Annotated in this window: 18 protein-coding genes; 7 read left to right on the top strand and 11 right to left on the bottom strand. The window is 70.7% G+C overall.

Annotated features, from left to right (window positions below; genetic code table 11):
• Window positions 1-223 precede the first annotated feature (223 nt).
• The 8 genes from OWR29_RS41795 to OWR29_RS41760 form a co-directional block, all read right to left on the bottom strand.
• Complete coding sequence (locus tag OWR29_RS41795; protein ID WP_267569153.1) at window positions 224-1,249, bottom strand: ricin-type beta-trefoil lectin domain protein; 1,026 nt, start codon at window positions 1,247-1,249, stop codon at window positions 224-226.
• Window positions 1,250-1,520: 271 nt separating this feature from the next.
• The gene (locus OWR29_RS41790; protein ID WP_267569152.1) at window positions 1,521-2,363 is read right to left on the bottom strand and encodes an alpha/beta fold hydrolase; all 843 of its coding nucleotides are present in this window, start codon (window positions 2,361-2,363) and stop codon (window positions 1,521-1,523) included.
• A gap of 94 nt (window positions 2,364-2,457) precedes the next feature.
• Complete coding sequence (locus OWR29_RS41785; RefSeq protein WP_267569151.1) at window positions 2,458-4,884, bottom strand: VIT domain-containing protein; 2,427 nt, start codon at window positions 4,882-4,884, stop codon at window positions 2,458-2,460.
• Window positions 4,881-5,474, bottom strand: a complete 594-nt coding sequence (locus OWR29_RS41780; RefSeq protein ID WP_267569150.1) for a MerR family transcriptional regulator — start codon at window positions 5,472-5,474, stop codon at window positions 4,881-4,883. Before OWR29_RS41780 ends, OWR29_RS41785 begins: the two co-directional genes overlap by 4 nt.
• A 55-nt stretch (window positions 5,475-5,529) precedes the next feature.
• Complete coding sequence (locus tag OWR29_RS41775; RefSeq protein ID WP_267569149.1) at window positions 5,530-7,539, bottom strand: M6 family metallopeptidase; 2,010 nt, start codon at window positions 7,537-7,539, stop codon at window positions 5,530-5,532.
• A 39-nt stretch (window positions 7,540-7,578) separates the two neighbouring features.
• Window positions 7,579-7,845 (bottom strand): hypothetical protein, encoded by a 267-nt coding sequence (locus OWR29_RS41770; protein WP_267569148.1) that lies wholly within the window; start codon window positions 7,843-7,845, stop codon window positions 7,579-7,581.
• A 22-nt stretch (window positions 7,846-7,867) separates the two neighbouring features.
• The gene (locus OWR29_RS41765) at window positions 7,868-8,656 is read right to left on the bottom strand and encodes an ABC transporter permease (RefSeq protein ID WP_267569147.1); all 789 of its coding nucleotides are present in this window, start codon (window positions 8,654-8,656) and stop codon (window positions 7,868-7,870) included.
• Window positions 8,653-9,552, bottom strand: coding sequence for an ABC transporter ATP-binding protein (locus OWR29_RS41760; RefSeq protein WP_267569146.1), 900 nt, complete (start codon window positions 9,550-9,552; stop codon window positions 8,653-8,655). The genes OWR29_RS41765 and OWR29_RS41760 overlap by 4 nt, the downstream gene beginning before the upstream one ends.
• A gap of 130 nt (window positions 9,553-9,682) precedes the next feature.
• Here OWR29_RS41760 and OWR29_RS41755 point away from each other — a divergent pair, with 130 nt between their 5' ends.
• Window positions 9,683-10,951 carry a sensor histidine kinase gene (locus OWR29_RS41755; protein WP_267569145.1) on the top strand — a complete coding sequence of 423 codons (1,269 nt, stop codon included), beginning with the start codon at window positions 9,683-9,685 and terminating at the stop codon, window positions 10,949-10,951.
• A gap of 64 nt (window positions 10,952-11,015) precedes the next feature.
• Window positions 11,016-11,672 (top strand): response regulator, encoded by a 657-nt coding sequence (locus tag OWR29_RS41750; RefSeq protein WP_438872719.1) that lies wholly within the window; start codon window positions 11,016-11,018, stop codon window positions 11,670-11,672.
• Window positions 11,673-11,781: 109 nt separating this feature from the next.
• Here the strand turns inward: OWR29_RS41750 and OWR29_RS41745 are convergent, their stop codons facing one another.
• Window positions 11,782-12,960: a dipeptidase gene (locus OWR29_RS41745; protein ID WP_267569143.1), complete on the bottom strand. Its 1,179-nt coding sequence runs from the start codon at window positions 12,958-12,960 to the stop codon at window positions 11,782-11,784.
• 160 nt (window positions 12,961-13,120) lie between these two features.
• Between OWR29_RS41745 and OWR29_RS41740 the strand changes: the two genes are divergently transcribed.
• The gene (locus OWR29_RS41740; RefSeq protein ID WP_267569142.1) at window positions 13,121-14,656 is read left to right on the top strand and encodes a CBM96 family carbohydrate-binding protein; all 1,536 of its coding nucleotides are present in this window, start codon (window positions 13,121-13,123) and stop codon (window positions 14,654-14,656) included.
• A gap of 325 nt (window positions 14,657-14,981) precedes the next feature.
• The gene (locus tag OWR29_RS41735; RefSeq protein WP_267569141.1) at window positions 14,982-17,567 is read left to right on the top strand and encodes a putative bifunctional diguanylate cyclase/phosphodiesterase; all 2,586 of its coding nucleotides are present in this window, start codon (window positions 14,982-14,984) and stop codon (window positions 17,565-17,567) included.
• 281 nt (window positions 17,568-17,848) lie between these two features.
• Here the strand turns inward: OWR29_RS41735 and OWR29_RS41730 are convergent, their stop codons facing one another.
• Window positions 17,849-20,065 (bottom strand): ArnT family glycosyltransferase, encoded by a 2,217-nt coding sequence (locus tag OWR29_RS41730; protein ID WP_267569140.1) that lies wholly within the window; start codon window positions 20,063-20,065, stop codon window positions 17,849-17,851.
• 667 nt (window positions 20,066-20,732) lie between these two features.
• The gene (locus OWR29_RS41725) at window positions 20,733-21,545 is read right to left on the bottom strand and encodes an SDR family NAD(P)-dependent oxidoreductase (RefSeq protein WP_267569139.1); all 813 of its coding nucleotides are present in this window, start codon (window positions 21,543-21,545) and stop codon (window positions 20,733-20,735) included.
• A gap of 87 nt (window positions 21,546-21,632) precedes the next feature.
• Between OWR29_RS41725 and OWR29_RS41720 the strand changes: the two genes are divergently transcribed.
• From OWR29_RS41720 to OWR29_RS41710, 3 genes are read left to right on the top strand one after another with little or no spacing between them, the layout of a single operon-like run.
• Window positions 21,633-22,214, top strand: coding sequence for a TetR/AcrR family transcriptional regulator (locus tag OWR29_RS41720; protein WP_267569138.1), 582 nt, complete (start codon window positions 21,633-21,635; stop codon window positions 22,212-22,214).
• A gap of 56 nt (window positions 22,215-22,270) precedes the next feature.
• Window positions 22,271-23,902: a glucose-6-phosphate isomerase gene (gene pgi / locus OWR29_RS41715; RefSeq protein ID WP_267569137.1), complete on the top strand. Its 1,632-nt coding sequence runs from the start codon at window positions 22,271-22,273 to the stop codon at window positions 23,900-23,902.
• A gap of 33 nt (window positions 23,903-23,935) precedes the next feature.
• Window positions 23,936-25,021 (top strand): winged helix DNA-binding domain-containing protein, encoded by a 1,086-nt coding sequence (locus OWR29_RS41710; RefSeq protein ID WP_267569136.1) that lies wholly within the window; start codon window positions 23,936-23,938, stop codon window positions 25,019-25,021.
• The last annotated feature ends 48 nt before the right edge of the window (window positions 25,022-25,069 follow it).

Genomic DNA, 25,069 nt, shown 5'->3' with positions numbered 1-25,069 from the left:
GTCCGTCTGACCCCCGCGGCCGCCGCCACCTGGCCCAGTCCGTCTGACCCCGCGCCCACCGCCGTTGCGCCCCTTGAAGGTCGAGTGCGTGTACGTCCTTTTCCGGTCGGCTGCTTCGGCCGTCGTGGGCGGGCCGTCGAACTGTTCCTCAGCCATCCCTGAGCGGTCGGTCCTCTCGTTCCGGGATCGGAGCTGCAGCGGGACCGGACCGTTGCGGGATGGATCAGGGGAGGGACCAGCGCTGGTTGGCGGAGCCGGTGCACGGGGTGACAGTGACGCCGGTGCCGGAGTTGCGGCCGGAGGAGGGGTCGGTCAGGCACGTGCCGGTGGCGGCGTTGATGAGGCGCTGGTTCGAGACGCGCCACTGGGCCGGGGTGCGGCCGTCGCAGCCGACGATTTCGACCGTGTTGTCGCCGACGGCCAGGGCGCACTTGCCCTGGACGCGCAGCGTGCCGTCGGTGGCCAGCGTCCAGCTCTGGGCGATCGAGTTGTTGCAGTCGTAGACCTGGACGTGGTTCCCGTCGACGGCGACGGCGCCGTTGAGGTCGAGGCAGAGGTTGTTCTGGCCGCGGATCACGCCGACCCGGTCGCTCGCCGGGGGCTGGGGTGCGACGCCCGCCGGGGCTTTGGTGGGAGCCGTGGTCGCGCCGCCACCGCCGGTCGGGCTGGGGACGAGCGAGATCGGCTCGCCGGGCGACGGGCTGGTGGTCGCGCCACTGCCGGGGGCGGTGGTGGTCGCTGACGACGATGCCGTGCCGGTCGGCGCGGTCGTGGCTTTCGTTCCGGTGCCGGGAGCGGCGGGGCGGCCGGTGCCGGGGTCGGTGACGGCCGACGTGCCGGGCGCGGGGGAGCCGGCCGCGCTGGTCGGCAGCGGGGCGGTGGCCGCGGGCAGCGGGCCGCCGGGCAGACCGGTCGTGACCGCCGGACGGACGTCGTCGCGGAACGCCGCATAACCGGCGGCCGTGGCCCCGAGCACGACCGCGGCGGCCGTGGCGGCGAGCACGAACACTCGCCGGCGGTGGCCGTTGCCGGCCCGGCCGGGAGCGGCGTGCTTGCGGCGGAACGGCAGGTGCAGGATCGCGGTGGGCGCGTCGGCGTTGTTCGGCCCCTGCTCGGCCCGTGCCTCGGAGGTATTGGCCGCCGGCCACGTCTGATGCGACTCGTCGTCGTCGAGCGTCCCGGAATCACGCAGCACGAACGGCCGCACGAGCAGAGGATCCCGCTCGTCGCCTTGATCACCGTTCGTCATGCTTCACCCGCCGCCATCGAGCTGACAAGACACGATCGTCCAAGCTACCCCCGAAGATCGGGATGTGCCGCTTCCTGAACATCCGACTTTCCGCCCCTTGCCGCCGATCAGGGCAGGGAACGACCGCCCCGGTCGGCTTGGCGACACCGTGCGGCAACCCCTCAACTCCAAAGCGGAGAACCAAGCAGATCTCGCACGAACCTATCTTCTTGATCATCCAAGCGCGACCAGCCGCCGGCGTCCGTGCCTGCTCCACCGCCGGTGAACAGGGTCAGAGCGCGAGCGCCGCGGCCAGGTCGGCCGGGTTGTCGAGCCACGGGAAGTGAGCGCTGCCCGGGAGCGTCACCACGGTCGCCGACGGGAACAGTTTCGCCACTTCGGCGGCCGCGGCCGGGGTCGGGGACGCGTCGAGCTCGCCCGCGAGGACCAGGACCGGCGCGGTCAGGGCGGCCAGCTTCGCCGTGATCGCGTCCCGGTCGGGCACGTACCCCTCGAAGAATCCGTCCCGCGCCGCGGGCGCGAACTCGGTCCGGCCGGCGGCGGCATGGGCGGCGGCCGCGGCGTCCCACCGCCCGTACGAGAACGGCGCCGCGGCCATCTCGAGCGGCCGGATGTCTTCCTCGCTCGCGTCCTCGGGCAGCTCGTCCCACGCGGCCCACGCCGCGACGGCTGCGGGGTACCAGGGCTCGGCGGAACGGGCTTCGTAGGCCTCCTCCATCCCGATCGGCGGCACGCCGGCGGCCCGGACGAGTCCGGTGAGCAGAATGAGACGTTCGACCCGGGCCGGGAAGCCGGCCGCATAGAGCGTGACCACATTGGCGCCGGCCGAGTGACCGAGCAGTGTCATCGTCTCCAGCCCGAGATGAGCGCGCAGCGCCTCCAGGTCGCGCACCAGCGCATCCATCCGGTAGGTGGCCGGATCCGACGGCACTTCGGAGTCACCGGTGCCACGACTGTCCAGCCTGATCACCGTGCGGGTGCGAGTCAGGCCGCCGAGGTCGCCCAGGTAGGTGCCGGCGCGACCGGGCCCACCGGGCTGGCAGACGACCACGGGCCCGGAGCCTTCGACGTGGTAGGCGAGCGTCGTTCCGTCATACGAGCTGAAGGTCGGCACGGCGGGATCCTGTCATGAGCTCGTCATCTGCGTTGCCCGGGAAAACCCCTGTTGCCGCGAGCCGTGGCGTGGGGGCACGCCACGGCTCGGCAGGTCAGCGTTTCCAGAAGGCCTTGCGCTCGGGTGCCGACGGCTCGGGCGCGGCGGATGGTTCGGCCGTGCCGGCGAACGCCAACAGCACCTCCAGCGCCGCCGTCCACCTTTCGGCGACGGGGGCGTCGGAGCGGAGCTGCGCCACGAGATTCTGCAAAGCGGCGAACTCGGGTGCGGTCTGACCGCCGACCAGGACGTCCAACCGGCTGGCCAGGTCGTCCAGCAGTTCGCGTCGCTCCCACTCGGGTCGGTCGGAGGCGTCACGCAGGCGCTGAACCTCAGTGGTGGCCAGGGCGCGGACGTCGTCCAGGGCCAGCGCGTTCGAAGCGGCCCGGGCCTTGCCTGCGCGCAGCGAAGCCGGGGCGCCGGCGATGCCCGCCCGGCGGGACCGGGCCGCGCCCGCGAACCCACCGCCACCGCCTTCGGCCGTGAAGCTGGCGCCCTGGGCCGTGTAGGCGGTGTCACCGGCCGAGGCGGGAGCGAACCGCCCTGGGCCGCTGGGCATCGGCGGCGGGACGGGAGCCGCCGCGGCCAGGCGCATCATGGCCGGGGCGACGGAGCCGGGCGCCTCCCAGCCGTCCGGCAGCTCGACCGGCTGGGTCACGCGGCGAGTCTCGCCACCCTCGTTGACGACACGGCTGTCGACCGCGACGTAGGCGGTGAAGCGGCACAGCACGCCGTAGCGCAGCGACGTCGCCACGATGCGCTCCTCGAGGCTGCGGTCGCCGGCGGCGTACGCGTCCTCCAGGTCACGAACGCGGGCCCGCGCCCACTGAGCGGTGACGGCGGACTCTTCCCGCTGCTGCACGGGCACCGTCGTACGGAACTCACGGTCGTCGCGGGTGCGGCCGGTGACCACCAGCTCGCCGGCCGGCCGGCCGGTGTAACGCCCGCTCACCACCAGCGGAACACCCGGGTAGAGACCGGGCAGCCGGGCCGGCGCGCGGTCGTCGTCGACCAGCTGCACACCTGTGGCGGCGATCCGCAGGTCGGTGACGACCGGTGACCCGATGCGGCGGTGGATGTGGTCCATCGCCTCGTCCAGCCTGTCCTCGCTCTCGACCAGCTCAGCTCGGCCGGCGCCCAGCGCGGCAAGCCGCCCCAGGAATCCGGCGTTGACCGCCCGGTCGATGCCGATCGTGTGGATGCGGGTGCTGCGGATCAGCGGCGTGACGTCGTGGACAATCTGGTCCTCGTTGCCGACCTGGCCGTCGGTGACCAGCACCAGCACGCGGTCACGACCCTCGCTCGCCTGCAGCAGGCCCAGCCCCTCGGTGAGCGGGCTCAGCAGTTCGGTGCCGCCGCGGGCGGTCGCCTTGGCCAGGTGTTCGACGGCCCGGAAACGGTGGCGGTCGGTCGCCTCGGCCAGGCCGGCGGGCAGGTCGTCGGGGTGCTCGACCTGGTGGTCGAAGGTGAGCACGGCGAACCGATCGGCCGCGGTCAGCGTGTCGACGACGCGGGCGGCGGCGCGACGGGCGGCCACCATCTTCCAGCCGCCCATGCTGCCCGAGCGGTCGAGCAACAGCACCACGTCTTTCGGGCGCGGCGCGGCGCCCTCGGCCGGCGGCAGGACGACCAGCTGGTAGACGCCCTCGGGCTGCTCGGCCGACTCGTCGGGCACGGCGATCGCGGTCTGGCCACCGCCGGCATAGGGCAGGCGGAGGATGAAGTCGCGGTTGGCGCGCTCGTCGGCGCCGATGCTCAGGACGCCGTCTTTGTCGAACACCGTGTGCAGGCTGCTGCGCACCTCGCCCAGCTCGAGGCCGGCCGGGTCGACCTCGACGGTGATGCCGAGCCGCAACGGGTTCGGGAAGCCGGGCAGCAGCACCGGCGGGGTGATGCGCGAGGCGTCGGGCACGGCGTCGGTGTCAGGCGCCCAGCCGTCGCCGACCGCCGTGCCGGGCAGGGGAGTGCCGGGGATGTAGCGGGGGGCCACGACCAGCGGGAACCGGAAGGTGGCCTCGCCGTCCTCGAAGGGCAGCGGGCCGACCAGGCTCAGCTCGACCGCCACCCGCTCGCCGGGCAGGATGTTGCCGACCCGCATGGTGAAGACGTCGGGCCTTTCCTCCTCGGCGATGGAGGCCCGCTGACCGGCCCGGATGGCCTGGTCGTAGGCCTCGCGGGCCTGGCCGCGCTCTTGCAGCTCGGCTGTGATCGTGCGCTCGTCGGCCGTCATCGTCATGCCGGTGACGGCGGCCCGGTCGGGCAGCGGGAAGACGTACGTGGCCTCGAGAGCCACGTCGTGCACGTTGACGAACTCGGTGCGGACCACCGTGCGCGCGACCAGGCCGCTGATGCGGGCCTGCACGTCCAACCGGTCGAGCGGCAGCGCGCCGCGGTCGGTGCGCAGCATGCCGAAGCCCGAGTCGGGCAGGACCTTGATGCGGCTGATCTCCCCGGGATCCATCGAGGTGACGGAGAGGGTCATGACGGACTCCCATCGATCGAGCCTTCGGCGACGGTCAAGCCTCGGGCAGTGAGCAGGGCGAGCAAGGGTGCGGCGGCCTCGGCGACGGCGTCGAGGTCGCTTTCGGAGAGGGCGTGCGGAACGAGCAGCAGGACGCCGCCGCCGAGCGCAAGCCCGGTGAACGGTTGCGCCGAGGCGGGCGGCGGGGTTGCCGCAGGAGCGGAAGGGGCCGGCGGCGAGGCCCAGAAGCGGGGGCGGGGAGCGTGCTGGTCAAGCGCCTCGTCGTCGACCATGACCAGCAGGCCGGGCGGCACGTGCGCGATGTCGGTGAGCGCGGACGGGGACAGGCCGGTGAGCTCGGCCTGGATCTGAGCCAGGGTCAGCCCCTCGGCCTGGCGGCGCTTGATGGCCACCAGTTGCTCGAGGTGGCGGGGGCCGTAGAGCGCGGAGCGGCCGCGCATGCCGAGCGGCCGGTCGACCAGGCCGATCGACGAATACCACCGGATGGCGCGGCGATCGGGCAGGTCGCGGACGCGGCCGTTCGGTGCGCCGGGGTATTCGGCCTCGAGGGCCTCGCGCACCCGTTCCACCAACTCGTCGAGCGTCCACATGCCGACCACTCTGACACTGTCACGGTGACACTGTCAATGAGCTAGCATGGCCGTCCTAGCCGCCCGACTGCAGGACGCCGTTGGCGACCAGGCGGTAGCGGGCGGAGCGCGTCTCCGTCTCGGACGGTGCGTCATGCGAGACGACGGCCACGACCTTGGGATAGGAGGTGAGCCGGGTGAAGTCGGTCAGGGCCACCACTTCGGCGTGACGCCCACGCAGGCCGACCAGGCGCACGTTCCAGTTGTGCACCGGCGTCGGCACGATCTCGGTGGGCGCCTTCCAGCCGGTCAGGGTGCCGCCGGTGCTCAGGGTGCGCCCGGCCAGGGTCATGGTGCCGATGCGCCAGCCGCCCTTGGCCACGGCGCCGTCCGTCACGTAGCGCAGCCCGAGCAGTACGTCCTTGCCGGCGTACGGGGAAAGGTTGTATCTGACGGTGACGACACCGCCGCTGGCGCCGGTCAGCCCGGGCCCGAGCGGCCCCGGCACCGTCTTGTCCCCGGTCACCGAGTGGAAGGTCCGCCCCCCGTTGATCGAGATGGTGACGTAGCCGAAGTCGTGGCGTTCCTCGGCCGCGTACGCCGTCTCCAGCGCGAGCTCGGGCCGGCCGGCCGGAATCCTGACGCGCCGGACGGCGTACGAGTCGAGGTTGTTCCGATTCCCCGAGAAGAGGGTCTTGTCGGCGACCGTCCACCCCAGCGGCAGAGGGTCCAGCTGCTTCGCGCCGTCGAACGACACCGAGGTCAGCGGCGTCGGCAGCGGCACGTAGTCCGCGCCGTTCGGGGCCACCCCCGGCGCGCCGAAGGCCGTCTTGTTTTTCAGGTTGACCGACGATCGCAGGCTCGCCGCCGTCACGGAGGCGAGCGGCACCCCCGCGACGCTTCGCACTGTCCCGTCGAGCAGCGTCATCAGTTGGTAGTCGTGCAGCACGTCAGCGAGCGCCACCCCGGCCGGCAGCGCCGCCTGCACCGCCGCCAGCCCTTGCTGCTGCCGGTCGCGGTGCAGCGCCGACACCACCTCCGTGCCGAAGCGATCGCGCAGGTAAAGCACGAACTGGAAGGCGTTGCCGTAGTCGGCCAGCACCTCGCTGGGCGTGCCCTCGTCCCACAGGTTCAGCGAGTTCTGCGGCCCGCCGCAGTCGCGCGGGTTGGCGTTGTACCTCGTCTTCACCGGTCCGTAGCCCTGGAAGCACATCAGGTGGGTGTCGTTGCCCGGCTGATCGATGGCTGCCCGCGCGTCGGTGTAGCCGGTCAGCGTCGCCGCGAAGTCCGAGAGGCCTTCGTCGAGCCAGGTGGTCTCGTCGGGGTCGGCATAGTACGAAAGCAGGTGCTGCCACTCGTGGGCGTAGGTCGCCTCGTACATGCGGGGCCGCGCGGGCCGGCTGGTGCACAGGTCGTCGGTGGGGTCGTCCCCCGGCCGCGCGCCGAGCCGGTGCTTCCAGTCGTAGGCGTCGATCGTGAGCACGTTGCGGTCGACGAGTTCGGTGAGCTGCTGCGAGAAGAAGCCGGCGATGTAGGTGACGGCCTTCGGGAAGGTGAAGTAGTTCGCGTCGCGGACGTTGTCGACCAGCGTCACCGTCTTGTCGCCGTCGCCCGTGAAGTCGCCCTCGGTCGTCGCGCGCGTGCCGTCCCGGTCGGGCGGCGTGCTGAAGACCGCCGTCTCCTTCGGATAGATGGTGTGGTCGAACTCGTCGACCAGCGCCGCGATGTTGGCCTCGGTGACTTCGATCGCGTTCTTGCGGCAGTCGGCGGCCGGGAAGGCGAGGTCCTGCGCCACCCACACCTCGACGTGTTCGCCGACCGCCTTCAGCGTGTACTTCTTGGGATAAAGCTTGCCTGTCGTGTCGTCGAGTCCGAGCCACTCGCGCACCGTCCCGACCGGCGGTGTCGGTTGCGCCGTCGCACGGCCTTGCGGCCGCGGTCGCGGTGGGTCGGCCAGGGTGAGATCGGTGCGGGTCATTTCCCGTACGTCGGAGGAAGCCGCAACCTCGTTCGCCTGCGCCTGCGCCTGCGCCGGCACCGGAGCGCCGGCCACCAGCACGACCACCAGAAGAGCTGCGATCCTCATGCAAACGGACGCTACCCACCAGAAGTGGCAGGTGAGCGCCTATTCGAAGAGCGAGTGGTCGCGACCGCCCTCGGCCCGGCGGCGGGCCCGGCGGCGGAACTGCACCACCACGATGTCGACCAGGGCCACCGCGGCCCAGGCCAGCAGCAGCCAGCCCGGCACCGTCCAGCCGGCCCGGAACAGCAGGACGGCCAGGACGGTGCAGACCACGAACCCGAAGGCGGCCAGGATGAGCCGCAGGTTGAGCGGGCTGTACGGCTCTTCGACCGTGCCGCGCCGCCCGGGGGGTTGGGCACCGATGGGCATGCCCCCGACGGTACCCCCGTGCCTACGAGACCTCGCGCCGCAGCACCCGCCAGATGCCCAGCACCAGCGGCACCAGCACCCAGATGGCGGCCGAGACGCCGACCCGCGCCCACTCGCCGCCCGTCATGTTCGCCTCGCCCATGGCGGTGGTCGTGGTGTTGATGTCGATCCACTCCGAGGCCGTGGCCAGCGCCTTGATCGTCGAGCCGAGGATGGTCCACACCATCGGCAGCGCGAAGAACCCCACGATGGCCAGCGGCGAGTTCAGCAGCAGCGCGCCGAAGCCCAGCCCCATCAGCACGTACAAGACCTGCATGGCCAGCCCCTGCCAGATCAGCGAGCCCGCGATGTCCCAGCCGGCGTCGGCGCCGAGCGCCCCGCCCAGCAGGTTGGCCGCCGCGGCGAGAGCCAGCGTCGCAACCGTCGAGGCGATCGCGATGATGACGCCGGCCGCCAGCTTGGCCGCGATCACCCTTTCCCGGGCCGGCACCAGGGTGAAGGTGGTGAGCGCGGTCCGCTGCGACCACTCGGCGGTCATCGAGAGGATGCCGAGCACAGGCAGCAGCACGGCCGAGGGGAGCAGGCCGAAGCCGAAGAAGCCCTCGAAGGTCTGCTCGGCGTCGGGCGCCCAGCCCAGCATGATCGCCGAGGTGCCGACGGTGGCCAGGCCGATGACGATCAGCAGCCAGAGCCCGGCCCGGGTGTCGGCCAGCTTCCGCAATTCGACCAGGGTCAGCCGGGTCAGCGGCACGGGGCGGCTGCTCTCCGAGCGTACGGAAGGAACTTGGGTCTCGGTGAGAACGGCGGTCATCGGACGGCCTCCTTGACGGAATCGCCGGCGGTCAGGGTGAGGAACATCTGCTCGAGGCCGCCGGACCCGGCCGGGCGCAGTTCGAGCAGGACGAGCCCGGCGTCGGCGGCGGCCCGGCCGATCACCTCGGAACCGGTCGGCACCACGACGCCCCCGTCGGTCGTCCTGGTGCCGGTCAGGCCCGCGCGTTCGAGCACCATCGCGAGCGCGGCGGGATCGGCCGCGCGCACCAGCGTTCCGCTCTGAGCCAGCAGCTCCGCCTTGTCACCCTGCGCGACGATCTTCCCGGCGCCGATCACGACCAGCCGGTCGGCCACCGCCTCGACCTCGCGCAGCAGGTGGGACGAGAGCAGCACCGTGCCGCCGCGGTCGGCGAAGTCGCGCAGCAGGCCGCGCATCCAGTAGATGCCCTCGGGGTCGAGCCCGTTGGCCGGCTCGTCCAGGATCAGCACGGCCGGGTCGCCCAGCAGGGCCAGGGCCAGGCCGAGCCGCTGCCGCATGCCCAGGGAGTAGGCGCGGACGCGGCGCTTGCCCGCTGTCGCGTTGAGCCCCACCCGGTCGAGGGCCTTGGGCACCTCGCGCTTGTCGATGCCCATGGTGATGGCGGCCAGGGACAGAACTTCCCGTCCCGTACGGCCGGAGTGCTGGGCCGACGCGTCGAGCAGCACACCGACGTGGCGCCCGGGGTTGCCCAGCCGGCGGTAGGGGGTGCTTCCGACGGTCGCCGAGCCGGACGTGGGCGGGGTGAGCCCGCAGATCATCCGCATGGTGGTGGACTTGCCGGCGCCGTTGGGCCCGAGGAATCCGGTCACCGTGCCGGGCTCGCAGGTGAAGGACACGTCGTCGACCGCGGGGTGGCCGCCGTACCTTTTCGTGAGTCGTTCGACCGTGATCATGCTTCTCAGCGTGCCGGGAGCGACCGGTGGGGCGCGTCGGCCGGAGGTCGGCCGGCCAGAACCTTGGTCGGGCCCGACCACCGACTTTGGTAGGTATCCGGCCTCGCCGACCGGCCGTAGAGTCGGCGGCGTGAGAAAGGTGAAGCCCGAATACCGCTGGTTGCTCCCGGCGGCGTTCGAAACGCAGGCCACCCGGCGCAGCACGCGCGACTGGATCATCGATGCGCTGTGCTTCGTCATCGGCTACGGCTTCTGCGTGCTCGCCACCTGGGATCTCAACAGTGCCAACGTCAGCGTCGTGCCCGAGTGGGAGGGCTCGGCTCTGTGGCTGGTCTGGCTCGACTTCGCGGTCGGCACCGTGCTGGGCGCCGGGCTGTGGTGGCGCCGGGGCCGGCTGCTGATCCCGCTCGCCGTCTTCGCCGCCGTCGTCTCGGTCTTCGCCGTGTCGGCCGGCCCGCTGTGTCTGATCGTGCTGTTCACCGTGGCCGTGCACCGCCGGTTCGGGGTGCTGGCGGTATTCGCGGCGGCCGGGCTCGTGACCAATGCGATCTTCCCGCTGTTGCGCCCCGAGGACGGGCGGCCCTACGGCCAGACGGTGGGCTGGGGGGCCGCCTTCGTCATCATCGTCAGCCTGTGGGGCATGGTGATCCGCTCGCGGCGGCAGCTCGTGCTCTCGCTGCGCGACCGGGCCGAGCGGGCCGAGTCCGAGCAGCAGCTGCGCGTGGCGCAGGCCCGTTCGGTCGAGCGCACCCGCATCGCCCGCGAGATGCACGACGTGCTGGCCCACCGCATCTCGCTGCTGAGCCTGCACGCGGGCGCGCTCGAGATCAAACCGGACGCCACACCCGATGAGGTCAGCAAGGCGGCCGGGGTCATCCGGGCCAGCGCCCACCAGGCCCTGCAAGACCTGCGCGAGGTGATCGGCGTGCTGCGCGCCGACCGGCCGGACGGCGAACCCGAGCCGCCGCAGCCCACGCTGGGTGCGCTGCCCGCGCTGGCCGAGGAATCGCGCTCGGCCGGGGTGAAGGTCAGCCTCGACGTCCGCATCGAGCCGGCCGCCGTTCCCGCCGGCACCGGCCGCACGGCCTACCGCATCGTGCAAGAGGGCCTGACCAACGCCCGCAAGCACGCCCCCGGCACGGTGGTCCGGGTCGACGTGGCCGGCTCGGCCGGTGACGGCCTGGTGATCCAGGTGAGTAACCCGTGGCCGATCGGTGGCCCGTCCGCCGCGATCCCGGGCACCGGCACCGGTCTGGTCGGCCTGACCGAGCGGGCGACGCTGGCCGGCGGCCGCCTCAGCCACGGCCGCACCCCGCAGAACGAGTTCGCGCTGACCGCCTGGCTGCCGTGGCCGCGCGAGGCCGAGCCGGCATCCGAACGGGTGGAGGCGGCGGCGTGAGCGGGTGGGCGCAGCGGCGTGAGCGGGCGTGTGGGGGCAGCGGCGTGAGCGGGCGGGAGGCGGCGTGAGCGAGCCCGTGCGGGTGTTGCTGGTCGACGACGACGCCCTGGTGCGGGCCGGCCTCGGCATGATCCTGTCGGCCGCGCCCGATGTGGCCGTCGTCGGCGAGGCGACCGACGGGGCTGAGGTGCCGGGCGCGGTGTCCCAGCACCAGCCCGATGTCGTGCTCATGGACATCCGCATGCCCCGCGTCGACGGGCTGGCCGCCACCGAGACCCTGCGCAGCCGGCCCGGCGCGCCCGAGGTCATCGTGCTGACGACGTTCGACGCCGACGAGTACGTGCTGCGCGCGCTGCGGGCCGGGGCCAGCGGCTTCCTGCTCAAAGACACGCCCCCGGCCGAGATCCTGCGGGCCGTGCGCCGGGTCGCGGCGGGCGAGGCCATGCTCTCGCCCACCGTCACCCGTCAGTTGATCGCGCACGTGGCCGCCCCGGCCCCGCCCTCGCGCAGCCGGGCCGCCCAGCGGCTCGACCAGCTCAGCGAGCGCGAACGCGACGTGGCTTTCGGCCTGGCCCGGGGCAGCTCGAACGCCGAGATCGCGGCCGAGCTGCACATGTCCATCGCCACCGTGAAGGCGCACGTCTCGCGCCTGCTGATCAAGCTCGAGCTCAACAACCGCGTCCAGGTGGCGATCCTCGTCCACGACGCCGGTCTCGCCTGACGGGCGGGCGAAACCCCAGCGGGCGGGCGAAACCCCAGCGGGCGGGCGAAACCCCAGCGGGCGGGCGAAACCCCAGCGGGCGGGCGAAATCCCAGCGGGCGGTGAAAACCTAGCGGGCGGGAGTGAGGGGCCAGAGCGGCTCCTCGGCCAGGCGTTCCGACTCGCGCAGCACCCGCAAAATGTTCCCGCCGGCCAGCTTGCCCAGCTCCTGCTCCGACCAGCCGCGGCCGGAAAGCTCGGTCAGCAGCAGCGGATAGCTCGACACGTCACCCATCCCGTCGGGCAGGTCGACCGTGCCGTCGTAGTCGCCGCCCAGACCGACGTGATCGAGGCCGGCCACGTCGCGGGCGTGCTCCACGTGATCGGCCACCTGGGCCACCGTCACCGGCGGGCGGGGGTTGGCGGCCAGCCACGACGCGAACTCCGGCTCGACCAGGCGGTCCGGTCCGGGCCACTCCGGCATTGCCGCCGGGTCTTCGCCGGGGCGGGGCGCCCGCGGCCAGTCGGCGGGGCGCGGGGCCGGTCCGAGGCGCTGCCATTCCGCGTCGGCGGCGGCCCACCAGGCCCGGTACTCGGCCGACAGGAACGGCGCGACAAACGTCAGCTGGATCACCCCGCCGTTGTCGCGCAGCCGGGTCAGCACGTCGTCGGGCACGTTGCGAGGGTGATCGTGCAACGCCCGTACGCCGGAATGGCTGAAGATCACCGGAGCGAACGCTGTGTCGAGCGCGGCGTGCATCGTCACCGGAGCCACGTGGGACAGGTCGACCAGCACGCCTATGCGCTGCATCTCGCGTACGACCGCACGCCCTTCGTCGTTGAGACCCCCCACCTGCGGCTCGCGCGCGGCGGAATCGGCCCACGACAGGTTCTCGTTGTGGGTCAAAGTCACGTAGCGGACGCCCAGCCGGGCGAACGACCGCAGCACGCCGAGCGAGGTGGCCAGGCTGTGCCCGCCCTCGATCCCGATCAGGGAGGCGATCTGGCCGGCCGCCATCGCCTGCTCGACGTGGTCGGCGCTGTACGCGATGGCGAAGTCGTCCGGGTAGGCGGCGGCCATCCGGTAGACGGCGTCGATCTGCTCCATGGTCGCCACGACGGCCTCGGGCTCGCCCAGGTCACCCGGCACGTACACCGACCAGAACTGCCCGCCGACCCGGCCCGCCCGCAGCCGCGGAATGTCCGTCTGCAGCTCGGGGCGCGGCTCGTCGAGCCCGTCCACGCGATAGCCGAAGCGCCCACGCAGCTGCATGGGCAGGTCGTTGTGCCCGTCGATGATCAGTTCCATGGTCCCTGGCTACCTGCCGCAAGCACCGAAAAGCAAGACTTGAGGAAAAGTACGGCCGCAACCTGACCGCACCAGCACGGGCACTGGACGCGCACCGAACCACCCGCAATCTCTTCTCATGCCCGGCCGACAACGGCCGGACAGAGCGGGGGAGTGCAAAGTGCGTCGTTCGAAGCTGAAGAAGTACTCGGTCCTGACCGCGGTTCTCGCCGGTGCCGCCGGCGTCACCGCCGCGAGCCCGGCGGACGCCGCCGCCGCGACGACCCTGAAGATCACGGCCGGCGACGACGCGTACGTCTCGAGCGCCCGCACCGGCGTGGTCTTCGGCGCCGAGAACAAGCTGGTCGCCGGCGTCTCCGGCAAGGAGACCAAGACCTCGTTCCTCAAGTTCGCCGTCCCGGCCGGCACCAAGGTCGCCGGCGCCCGCCTCACGCTCACCACCCAGGCCTCGACGCCCAGCACGGTCGCCGTCCGCCAGGTCGCCAACACCACCTGGACCGAGGGCAAGCTGACCGCCGCCAACGCCCCGGCCCTCGGCTCCGTGCTGATGTCGGCCGTCCCCGGCGCGACCCTCAGCGTGGACCTCGGCAAGGTCGTCAAGGGCCCCGGCACGTACGCGTTCGCCCTGTCCTCGACCGGCGCGGCCGTCCGCTTCAACTCGGCCGAGGCCACCAGCGGCGCCCCGGTCCTCGAGGTCACCACGCAGGGCGACGTGTCGCCGCCCGTGCCCTCGGCGCCCGCGAAGCCCGTGAACAACGGCAACTGCGTCACCGACGCGAAGCTTGTGCCGAGCTGCGGCGTCCTGTGGGGCGCGGCGGCCGGCGGTTTCACCGACGCCCCGCGTGACCAGGCTCTGCGCGACTGGGAGAAGCTCAGCGGCCGCACCTCGACCATCTTCCACACGTACCACAAGGGCGACGAAATCTTCCCGACCAAGTCCGAGATCGCGATGACCTCCGAGACCGCCAGCCCCCGCGTGCTGCTGACGAACTGGAAGATCGCGTACGGCTCGACGTGGGCCAAGGTCGCCCAGGGCCAGCAGGACAAGCGCATCGACGCGTTCGCCGCGCGGGCCAAGGCGTACGGCAAGAAGTTCTTCCTCGTCCTCAACCACGAGCCCGAGAACGACGTGGTGGCCAAGGCCGGCTCCGGCATGGAGGCCAAGGACTTCGCCGCGATGTACCGCCACACGATCCTGCGCCTGAAGGCCCAGGGCGTCACCAACGTCGTCAACGTCATGGCCTACATGGGCAACGAGAAGTGGATGGCGCAGAGCTGGTGGAAGGACCTGTACCCCGGTGACGACGTCGTCGACTGGATGGGTCTGGACTCGTACGTGAGCGCCGAGGCCGGCTACTACCACTACGGCAAGTTCAACGACCTGCTCGACCGCGCGCCGACCGGCGGCGGCACCAACTGGTACGACTGGGCCGTCACCAAGCACGCCGCCAAGCCGATCATGGTCGCCGAGTGGGGCGCCTACCACCGCGTCGGCAAGATCGCCGACAAGGCCCCGGTCTACAACAGCGTCCTGCCCGAGCTGGCCAAGCGTTCCGCCATCAAGGCGATCGTTTACTTCGACACCAAGAAGGACGACGAGGGCGACCGCGACATCAGCATCGACAGCACCGCCACGGCGCTGGCCGCGTTCAAGAAGCTGGCGGCCGACCCGATCTTCAAGGTCAAGCTGGGCTGAACGGGAGTTTCAAGAGTTTCCCACGATCATGTTCGTGGCTTGTGACACATCTTGTTCATCTGCGTTGGGCTTCCCGACGGATTGAATTTCCCTATCGTTAACGCGAGGCGCCGATGGCGGCGCCGACGACGACGTTGATGGGAGGTCCACCATGGCGAAGAAGTCCAAGAAGGACAAGAAAAAGGACAAGAAGAACAAGAAGAAGAAGTGAACTGACTTCTTCCGCTGCGGCGGCCTTCCCCTCGGGAGGGCCGCCGCAGTCATTTTCTCAACTAATGCCGGCCGGTTCCGATCCTGAAGGCATGGGCGAGGGGGAGGGGACTTGATGACGTCCGGCGCCACGCTTCCCGTGCTCATTCTGTTCTCGGCCGTCGTGCTGGGCCTCACGGCGCCGCCGGCGGTCATCGCGGTGCTGATCGTCCTGGTCACCACCGCGCTCGCGACGGCTTGCGTCGTCGTCTCGCGAAGGCGTTCGGGCGCCGTACGGCTGGCGTGGATCGCTCTCGGCGTGGGCATCATGGCCAGCCTGTCCAGCCCCGGTCGTCTCGCGCTGGTCGGCCTGGCGACGCTCTGCCTGTTCGCCATCCCGTCGCCCAAGGGCAGCAGCCGCCTGACCCGGGTCCGCACCGCCATCGACGCGCTGCTCGTCGGCTTCTCGCTGTTCGTGGTCTCGTACAACGTGGTGATTTTGCCGGCCCTGGCCGCCGGGGTGGCCGACGCCATCGTGCGCCCGGTGGCCGACGTCCTGCTGGCCACGGTCGCGCTTTCCGCCCTGTCGCGGTGGAGCGCGCACTATCCGGGTTCGCGAGCGCTCACCCCCGTCTGCGCCGGGCTGTTCACGATGGCGGTTGCCGACAGCGCCGCACTCCGGTTCGCGGCCGGCGGCGGCACGGGGCTCTCGCTGGCCGGCGCCGGGTGGTGCGCCGGCCTCGGGCTGATCCTGCTGGCCACCGTACGGGCCGTGCGCAGTTCTCTCGCCACCTACACGCCGGATACCCAGGCCGGTGCGGGCCGCTGGTCGGTGGGCGTCGTTCTTCCGTACGCCGTAGTGGTCCTGACTCTTGTCGTCGGCGGGCTGTGGATGGCTCAGGGCGGTCACCCGACCCGCGTCGGCACCTGGTGCCGGTTCCTGTGCATCCTGCTCATCGTGTTGCGCGGTGTGCTGCTGGCGCGCGACAACCACCAGCTGGCGCGCAAGCTCGAGGACAGGGTCACCGGCCGCACGGCCGAACTGGCCAACCGCGAGCAGCACTTCCGCGCGCTCGTCGAGCAGAGCTCCGAGTCGCTGGCCATCCTCGAAGCCGACTCGACCGTCCGCTACCAGAGCTCGTCGGTCGAGCGCATCTTCGGCTTCCCGCTGACGACGCTCGTCGGCAAGCGCCTCGTCGACGTGGTCGGAAGTAAGGCCGCCGCGAGCATTCAGGCGGCGATCGACGACGTCGTCGGCCGGCCCGGCGGCACGGTCACCATCGAGGTGCGGCTGCCGCACCAGGACGGCAGCCGCCGCCTGTCCGAGATGATCATCACCAACAAGCTCGAGGACCCGTACATCCACGGCCTGGTCTTCAACACCAAGGACGTGAGCGAGGCCCGCGAGCTGCAGGACCAGCTGCGCCACGACGCGTACCACGACGCGCTGACCGGGCTGGAGAACCGCGCGCTGTTCCGCGAGCGGCTGGCCACCGCGGTCGCCGAGCAGGAGTGCCGCGAGCACGTGGCGGTGCTGTTCCTCGACCTGGACGGCTTCAAAGAGGTCAACGACAGCCTCGGGCACGCGGCCGGCGACCAGCTGCTGGTGCAGGTCGCGGCCCGGCTGCTGCACGCGGTGCCGCCGCCGCACACCGTGGCCCGCCTCGGCGGCGACGAGTTCGCCGTGATCGTGGCCTCGCCCGACGCCCGCACGGACGCGGAGGCGCTGGCCGCCCGCATCCTCGAGCACCTGGACGAGCCGTTCGACGTCGACGGCCGGGTGTTGCACGTGGGCGCCGGCATCGGCATGGCCTCGGCCGCCGACGCGAGCGACATCGAACAACTCCAGCGCAACGCCGACCTGGCCATGTACCGCGCGAAGGAGGCGGGCGGCGGCGTGTACGCGGCCTACCACCCGAAGATGCACGACGCGCTCATGCAACGGCTGTCGCTGGCCGACGATTTGCGCTTGGCGCTCGAACGTGACGAGCTGGTGCTGCACTACCAGCCGACGGTCGACCTGACCTCGGGCGAGATCGTCGGCTTCGAGGCCCTGGTGCGCTGGAACCACCCGACCCGCGGCATGGTGCCCCCGCTCGACTTCATCGGCGTGGCCGAGTCGACCGGCCTGATCGTGCCGCTGGGCCGCTGGGTGCTGGCCGAGGCGTGCCGCCAGGCGGTGGCCTGGGGCCGCCCGCTCAAGATGGCGGTCAACGTCTCGGTGCGCCAGTTCGAGGCCGGCGACCTGGCTCTGACGGTGGCGGAGGTGCTCGCCGAGACGGGCATGCCGGCCGACCAGCTGTGCCTCGAGATGACCGAGAGCGTGCTGCTCACCGACACCGACGAGAACCTAGCCCGAATCGTCAGCCTGAAGGCGCTCGGCGTCATGCTGGCCATGGACGATTTCGGTACGGGGTATTCGTCGTTGGCCTACCTGCGCCGCTTCCCCATGGACGTCCTGAAGATCGACCGCTCCTTCGTCGACCGCCTCGGCAGCGGCGACGCCGAGGACGAGACGCTGGTCCGCACAATCGTCCGCCTCGGCCAGCGTTTCGGCATGAAAACGGTGGCCGAAGGCGTCGAGAATGCGGCACAGGTCGCCGTCCTGCGCGAGATGACCTGCGACTACGGCCAGGGCTATTTCCTGTCCCGCCCGCTGCCATCCGCCGAAGCCACCCGCCTTCTCGAAACAGGCCTCCCCAGCCTCACCGCCGCGAGCTAATGCCGACCTGCTAGCTAGCCTCCTAGGAAGCCCTAATTACTGCGTACGAGGTCACTTGCGCAAACCGTGGCCAGTGACCACACCGCACAAGAACCGTCTGCTCTGCCGTCGGCACCACTCAACAATGGCCGCGGCTAGCTCATCGAGCGGCCAAGGCGTTCGTTGGCGCTTGGGTCGCTCGGTTGGGTGGTAGCGGTGGTTGAGGGTTTGAGCGATCGCAAAGAGGGGATGCCCGGCGGAGCCCCGCGTCTGGCGGGACGCGGGGCTCCGTATTCGTTGTGTCAGCCGGCTGTTTGGGTCAGGTCGTAGACGGTGGTGCTGCCTACTGTCGTGGCTGTGTAGTGGTCGGCTACCCAGCTGGCGATCTGACTGGCCTGAGTGGACTCACCGCCCGCTCCGCCACCGCCGCCCATGCCGCCGCCCGAGATGTAGTAGTGGACCTGGCCGGCGGCCACGTAGGCCTGGAACTGCGCGAGGGTGGGGGAGGGGTCGCTGCCGTTCCAGCCGCCCAGAGCGATCACCGAAGTTCCACTGGCCAGCTCGAGGTCGGCCGCTGAAGTCGCACCGCTGATGGCCGCGGACCACTTCGTCGTGCTGGCCTTGAGCAGCGCGGTCAGCTCGCTGTTGGCGCTCGTGCCACCACCCATGCCGCCGCCTCCGCTCGGCGGTTCGCCCGCCGACGCCCCGTCGCCGGCCGGCGATCCCGCCTCGCCGCTGCCGGTCGTAGCGTCAGTGCCGGCGCTCGAACCCGAGCCAGCCGATCCCGAACCTGTGTCCGCCGCGCCGGCCGTGCCGCCCGAGCCGATATTGGTCGCGCCGCCCGAGCCGGAATCGGAGGCGGCCGACCCCGAGCCGACCGACCCCGAGCCGACCGACCCCGAGCCGGCCGCGCCCGAGCCCGCGCCGGCCGCGCCCGAGGTGCTATCCGTCGAGTCAGAGTCGGAAGTAACCGAGTCGGAGCCGGTAGCCCCCGTACCGGAGCCGGTTGATGAGGACGAACCTGTTCCGGAGGCGGCCTGGTTTTCGTTGTCGAGCGAGGGCGGTCCGCCCTGCCCGCCGTCGCGGTTGAAGCCTCGGCCGCCCATACCGCCGCCCATTCCGCCGGTGGAGACGCCGGACGGGCCGGAAGAGGGGATCGAGCCGGTGTGCGGGACCGTCACTGTTGCCGCGGCGTAGGCGGCGCTGCCGGCGCCGGCCGAGAGGATGGCTGCGGCCAGTGCCACCACCGCGAGCCGCCGCCACCGGAGGGCGAGCACCAGCAGGAACAGCGCCAGCGTCACGCCGAGGGCGAGCGAGACCCACCGCAGGGCCGGCAGCCAGTCGGTGCGGCCGAGCAGCACCCAGCCCCACACCGCGGTCGCCGCGATCATCGCCGCCAGCAGCGCGCGACCCCAGAACTGGTCGCGGCGCTGCCACAGCACCCGGCCGCAGATGCCTACCAGCGCGGCGATGCCCGGGGCGAGGGCCACCGTGTAGTACGGGTGGATCGTGCCGCTCATGAACGAGAACGTGAGCCCGGTGACCAGCACCCAGCCGCCCCACATCACCATCGCGGCCCGGGTGCGGTCGGTACGCGGAGTCCTCCAAGTAGCGGCCAGCACCGCGACCAGCGCGATCAGCGCCGCGGGCAGCAGCCACGAGATCTCCAGGCCCATGGACGATCCGAACAGCCGCCCGATGCCGGTCGCCCCGCCGAACCCGGTGTTCCCACCGCCCCCACCGCCACCGCCCCCGCCTCCGTTGCCGGAGCCGCCCAGGATCCGCCCCAGCCCGTTGTACCCGAGCGCCAGCTCCCACAGTGTGTTGTTGGTCGATCCAGCGATGTACGGCCGTGACGACGCCGGCCACAGCGACACCAGCGCCACGTACCACCCGGCCGACACGACCAGCGCGAGCCCGGCCACCAGCAGGTCCCGGATCCGCTTGCCCAGTCCGGTCGGCGCCGCGACCAGATAGACAAGCGCGAACCCGGGCAGCACCAGGAATGCCTGCATCATCTTCGCCAGGAACCCGAAGCCGAGCAGCACCCCGGTCAGCGCGAGCCACTTCCAAGAAGCCTTCTCGACCGCTCGTACGGTCGTGTACGCGCCCGCCGTCATAAGCAGCACGAGCAGCGCGTCCGGGTTGTCGTAGCGGAACATCAGCACCGCCACGGGTGTCAGCGCGAGCGCCGCCCCCGCAACCAGCCCCGCCGTCGTACCGAACCAGCGCTTGACCGCCGCGTACAGGAACCAGACACTCGCCACCCCCATGAGCGCCTGCGGAGCCAGGATCGCCCAACTGTTGACGCCGAAAATGCGCGCCGACAGCCCCATCACCCACAACGCAGCCGGCGGTTTGTCGACGGTGATGGCGTTACCCGCATCGAGCGACCCGAACAGCCAGGCCTTCCAGCTCTGCGCCCCCGCCTGGGCCGCCGCCGCATAAAAGTTGTTCCCCCAGCCCGACGCGCTCAGGTCCCACAGATAAAGAACCGCCGCCCCAACCAAGAGCGCCACAATCGGCCACTTAGGTTCCCTACGTACGCGCGGCGCCTCATGCCGTGCCCGGGCCCCAGCCGCAGGCCGTTCCATCAACGTCGTCATGCCGCAACGTTCGGCCCCGCCCCTACGCCCCCTCTGTGCCAACCCTGTGCACCCTCTATGAGCCCAACACCTAACGTCCGCGCGAATGCACAGCCAACAGCCAAACGCGCAGCCGATGGCCAAGCGCGCAGCTGCTGAACGATCACGGGGGAGCCGGCCGACGCGCAGTGATTGAGCGGACCGCGCGGTAGGCGGGCGACTATCCCAGCAGTTGAGCGAACGCACGGTGGTTGCTAACGCTCAGCACATGGCCGAACGCGCAGTCGATGGCCGAACGTGCAGCGACTGAGCGATCGCGGGGTGGCCGGCCCAACGTGCAGTGATCGAGCGAACCGTCAGCAGCTGAGCGGTCGCGCAGCGGTTGAGCGAGCACGAAAGTGAGCGAACCCCTGCGCGGGGTTGAGCGAACGCGCACCTACGAACAGATTCGCGCCACCTCGTCGGCGCCAATCGCTCAGTGGACGGGCAGAACGGCGTCCAACCATGAGCGAGCGTGCAAAGTGACCAACAAGCGCTCAGCCGATGAGCGAACGCCCGACGGATGAGCGAACGCTCAGCGAACGAACACAAACAGCCACTCTCACGCGGTCAATCGCTCGGCTGCGGCCCACAACTCCTCCTCGCGCGCCTCGTCGTACGACTCGGGCGACGACGGGACGACGCTGGAACGGTCGATGTAGCTGCCCGAAGGCGCCGCCAGCGGCCCCACAGCGGCGGCGGCCAGCTGGGCGCCGGCTCGTTGGGCGGTGTTGACGCCGGGGATGAGCGGGAACACCCGTCGGAAGAGCACGTTGCCGATCCGGTCGGCCCGCACCAGGCCCGTGCCCGGGGTGAAAGACGGGTTCCACGTGTACGCGTTGACCCCGCGCCGGGCGAGCGCGTGCACCAGGTAAAGCACACCCAGCTTGCTGTCCGCGTACGCACCCCGCCCGCTGCGCGCCGGGTTGGGCCGGGCCAGCCTGTCCGGGTCGGTCCACCGGGGCGCCGGAACCAGCCCGAGGTTGTGCCGGAAGTCGCCGAAGTGAGCGTCGCTTCCCGTCACCACCACGCGTGCACCTTCGGCCAACGGCACGAGCCGCAGCAGCAGGAAGTGGGCGAGCACGTTGACCGCGAACGTCGTCTCGAAGCCGTCCGCCGTCGGTGTCGTCGCGTTGGTCATCTGGATGCCGGCGTTGCCCACGTACCCGTCGACCGGCTCACTTATCTGCGCCGCCGCCTTGCGCAAGCTGTCGAGCGAGGTCAGATCGGCCCGCAGCATGCTCGTGCGCGGCAGGGGCGGTTGCTCGCCGCGGGCCATCACGATCAGCCGCAGCGTGGGATCGCTGTCGAGCATGCGTTCAGCAGCGTGCAGCCCGATGCCGCGGCTGGCGCCGTTCATGAGGATCGTCGGCATGGCTTCTCCTTCGAAGTGACGGTACTGAGTACTAACTGGTACTCAGTACCGTAACGTACTCAGTACCACTCCGATAGGGTGAGAAGCGTGACCCTGCGCGAACTGAAGCAACAGCAAGCCCGCGAGCAGATCGTCGAGGCGGCGTTCGCGCTGTTCGCCGAGCGCGGCTTCGCCCAGGTGTCCGTGACCGACATCGCCGCCCGCGCGCAGGTCGGCCGTACGACGTTCTTCCGCTACTTCGGCGACAAGCAAGAGGTGCTGTTCGCCGACGAGCAGCGCCTGGTCGACGAGTTCTCCGCAGCTGACATAACGGGGCCGGCCCCGCGCGACCTGGCCGGTGCGCTGCTGCAGCTGTGGGGCTTGACGCATGGAATGCGTGACGTCGTTATCGGCGACAAGGCCTTGTTTCCCGTACGCCAGCAATTGATCGCCGCCGTGCCGGAGCTGCAAGATCGGGCCGCCCGCAAGATGCAGCGCATCGCCGAGGCGCTCGAGCGGGTTCTGCTGGCTCGCGGCGCCGACCCCGAGCTGGCTCTGCTGGCGAGTCAGGTCGGGATCGCGTGTTTCCGTGTGGCGCTGCAGACGGCGGGGGAGGATCCCGAGAAGGTGATGCCCGCAATGGAACGCGTCGTTCGCCTAGTGATCTCCACGGCGTCGCCGGTGACCTGACACGATTCGTGCCAGGATTAGGCCGAGAGTCCGGGTTCGAGGAAGAGACTGGAAAAATGAGCGATCACGTTTCCGACAGCACCGAGTGGCAGACGCTGCAGAGCCAGGCCGAGAAGTTCGCGGCCGTGCACCTGCGCGACCTGTTCGGCAGCGACCCGAGCCGCGGCGAGCGCCTGACCGCGCGGGTCGCCGATCTCACCGTCGACTACAGCAAGAATCTGGTCACCGACGAAGTGCTGAGCGCTCTGCTGGCGCTGGCCGAGAAGGCCAAGCTGCGCGAGCGGACGGCCGCGATGTTCGCCGGCGAGCGAATCAACGTCACCGAGGACCGCGCGGTTCTGCACACCGCCCTGCGCCTGCCCCGCGACGCCCAGCTGGTGGTCGACGGGCAGGACGTGGTGGCCGAGGTGCACGAGGTGCTCGACCGCATGGGCGCCTTCAGCGACAAGGTGCGCTCGGGCGAGTGGGTCGGCCACACCGGTTCGCGGATCAAGACCGTGGTCAACATCGGGATCGGCGGCTCCGACCTGGGCCCCGTAATGGCGTACGAGGCTCTGAAGGCCTTCAAGACGCCCGAGATCGAGTGCCGCTTCATCTCGAACATCGACCCGACCGACCTGTACGAGAAGACGCACGACCTCGACCCGGCGTCCACGCTGTTCGTCGTCGTCTCCAAGACCTTCGGTACGCAGGAGACGCTCACCAACGCCACCGAGGCGCGCAACTGGCTGCTCAAGGGCCTCGGCGGCGACCAGGCGGCGGTGGCCAAGCACTTCGTGGCGGTCAGCACCAACGCCCAGCGGGTGTCCGACTTCGGCATCGACACCGCCAACATGTTCGGCTTCTGGGACTGGGTGGGCGGCCGTTACTCGCTGCCCAGCGCGGTCGGCCTGTCCGTCATGATCGCGATCGGCAAGGAGCAGTTCGCCGACATGCTCGCCGGCTACCACGCCGTCGACGAGCACTTCCGCACCCAGCCGCTCGAGTCGAACGTGCCGGCCCTGCTCGGCCTGCTCAACGTCTGGTACGACACGTTCCTCGGCGCCCAGTCGCACGCGATCCTGCCGTACTCGCAATACCTGCACCGCTTCGCCGCGTACCTGCAGCAGCTGACGATGGAGAGCAACGGCAAGTCCGTACGCCTCGACGGCTCCCCGGCCACGTTCCAGACCGGCGAGGTCTTCTGGGGCGAGCCCGGCACCAACGGCCAGCACGCGTTCTACCAGCTGATCCACCAGGGCACCAAGATGATCCCGGCCGACTTCATCGGGTTCAGCAAGCCCAACCACGACATCGGCGAGATGCACGACCTGTTCATGTCGAACTTCTTCGCGCAGACGGGTGCGCTTGCTTTCGGCCGTACGCTCGACCAGGTGCTCGCCGAGGGCACGGCGCCCGAGATTGCTCCGCACCGGGTCATGCAGGGCAACCACCCGACGACCACGATCATCGCCGAGTCGCTGACCCCGGCCGTGCTGGGCCAGCTGATCGCTTTGTACGAGCACATCACGTTCACCCAGGGCACGATCTGGCAGATCAACTCGTTCGACCAGTGGGGTGTAGAGCTGGGCAAGGTCATGGCCAACCAGCTCGCGCCCAAGCTGACCGACTCGTCGGCGCCCGAGGCGGACGACGACTCGTCGACCAACGCGCTGATCAAGCTGTACCGGTCGCAGCGCGGCCGCTGATTTTTGTCGGACCCGGGCTCTAGGGTCGTCGTCATGGCTCTGCTCCAAAAATCGGTGACGACGGCCCTCGGGCTCCGGATGACCAGCCTGTTGCTGCGCGGCAACGCTCCCGGCGATGTCGCCGGCATCGTCGAGTGGTTCGGTGCCATGCAGGCGCAGGATGTGAACAGCGCCCTTTGGTCGTTCGGCTGCCGCCTGCCCGGCGTCACGCTGGCCAAAATCAACGAGGCCATCGAAGACCGGTCTGTGCTGCGCACGTGGCCGATGCGCGGCACCGTCCACTTCGTCCCCGCGGTCGACGCGCATTGGATGCTCGAGCTCATGGGCGTGCGCGCCCTGAGCGGGGCCGCCAAGCGCCGCGAGACGCTCGGGCTCGACGAAGCGACGGTCGACCGGGCGGTCGACGTGCTGGGTGAAGCGCTCGCCGGCGGCAAGCGGTTCACCCGGGCCGAGTGCATGACCGCGATGGTCGACGGCGGTGTCGAGGTCGCCGGCCAGCGGGGTTATCACCTTCTCTGGTACGCGTCACAGCGCGGCGTCACGGCCATAGCTCCCCATGTCGGCAAGGAGCAGACGTTCGTGCTGCTCGACGAGTGGGTTCCGGCGCCCCGCCGCCCGTCGCGCGAAGAGGCGCTGGCCCTCATCGCGCTGCGCTATTTCCGCAGCCACGGCCCGGCGACCCGCAAGGACTTCGCCGGCTGGACGGGCCTGACCATGACCGACTGCCGGGCCGGCATCGCCGGGGCCGGCGACGCGCTGACCACGGTGGAGGTCGACGGCGCGGAAATGATCATGGCGGCCGACGCGCCAGACCTGGGCCCGGGGGAGTGGCTGGCCCTGCCCGGCTTCGACGAGTACATGCTGGGCTACAAAGACCGCTCGCTCATGACCGACGACTTCGAGGCGGTCGTCCCCGGCGGCAACGGCGTCTTCCGCTCCACGCTGGTCGAGGCCGGCCGCGTGCGCGCGACGTGGACCCGCACGCTCACTCGCAAGGGCGTCACCGTGACCGTCGAGCCATTGACCAGCTTCAGCCAGCGTGATCGCGACGCCGCCGCGAAAGCCCTGGAACCGTACGCCGCCTACCTCGATCTGGCCCTGACTGTTAAGAACCCTTGATATTCACACATGTGAACTCCATGATGTGCGTAACGCAGATCCCGTACG

The sequence above is a fragment of the Paractinoplanes pyxinae genome, assembly GCF_026626335.1.
Classification (GTDB): domain Bacteria; phylum Actinomycetota; class Actinomycetes; order Mycobacteriales; family Micromonosporaceae; genus Actinoplanes; species Actinoplanes pyxinae.
This window is presented reverse-complemented; position numbering and strand designations above follow the sequence as displayed.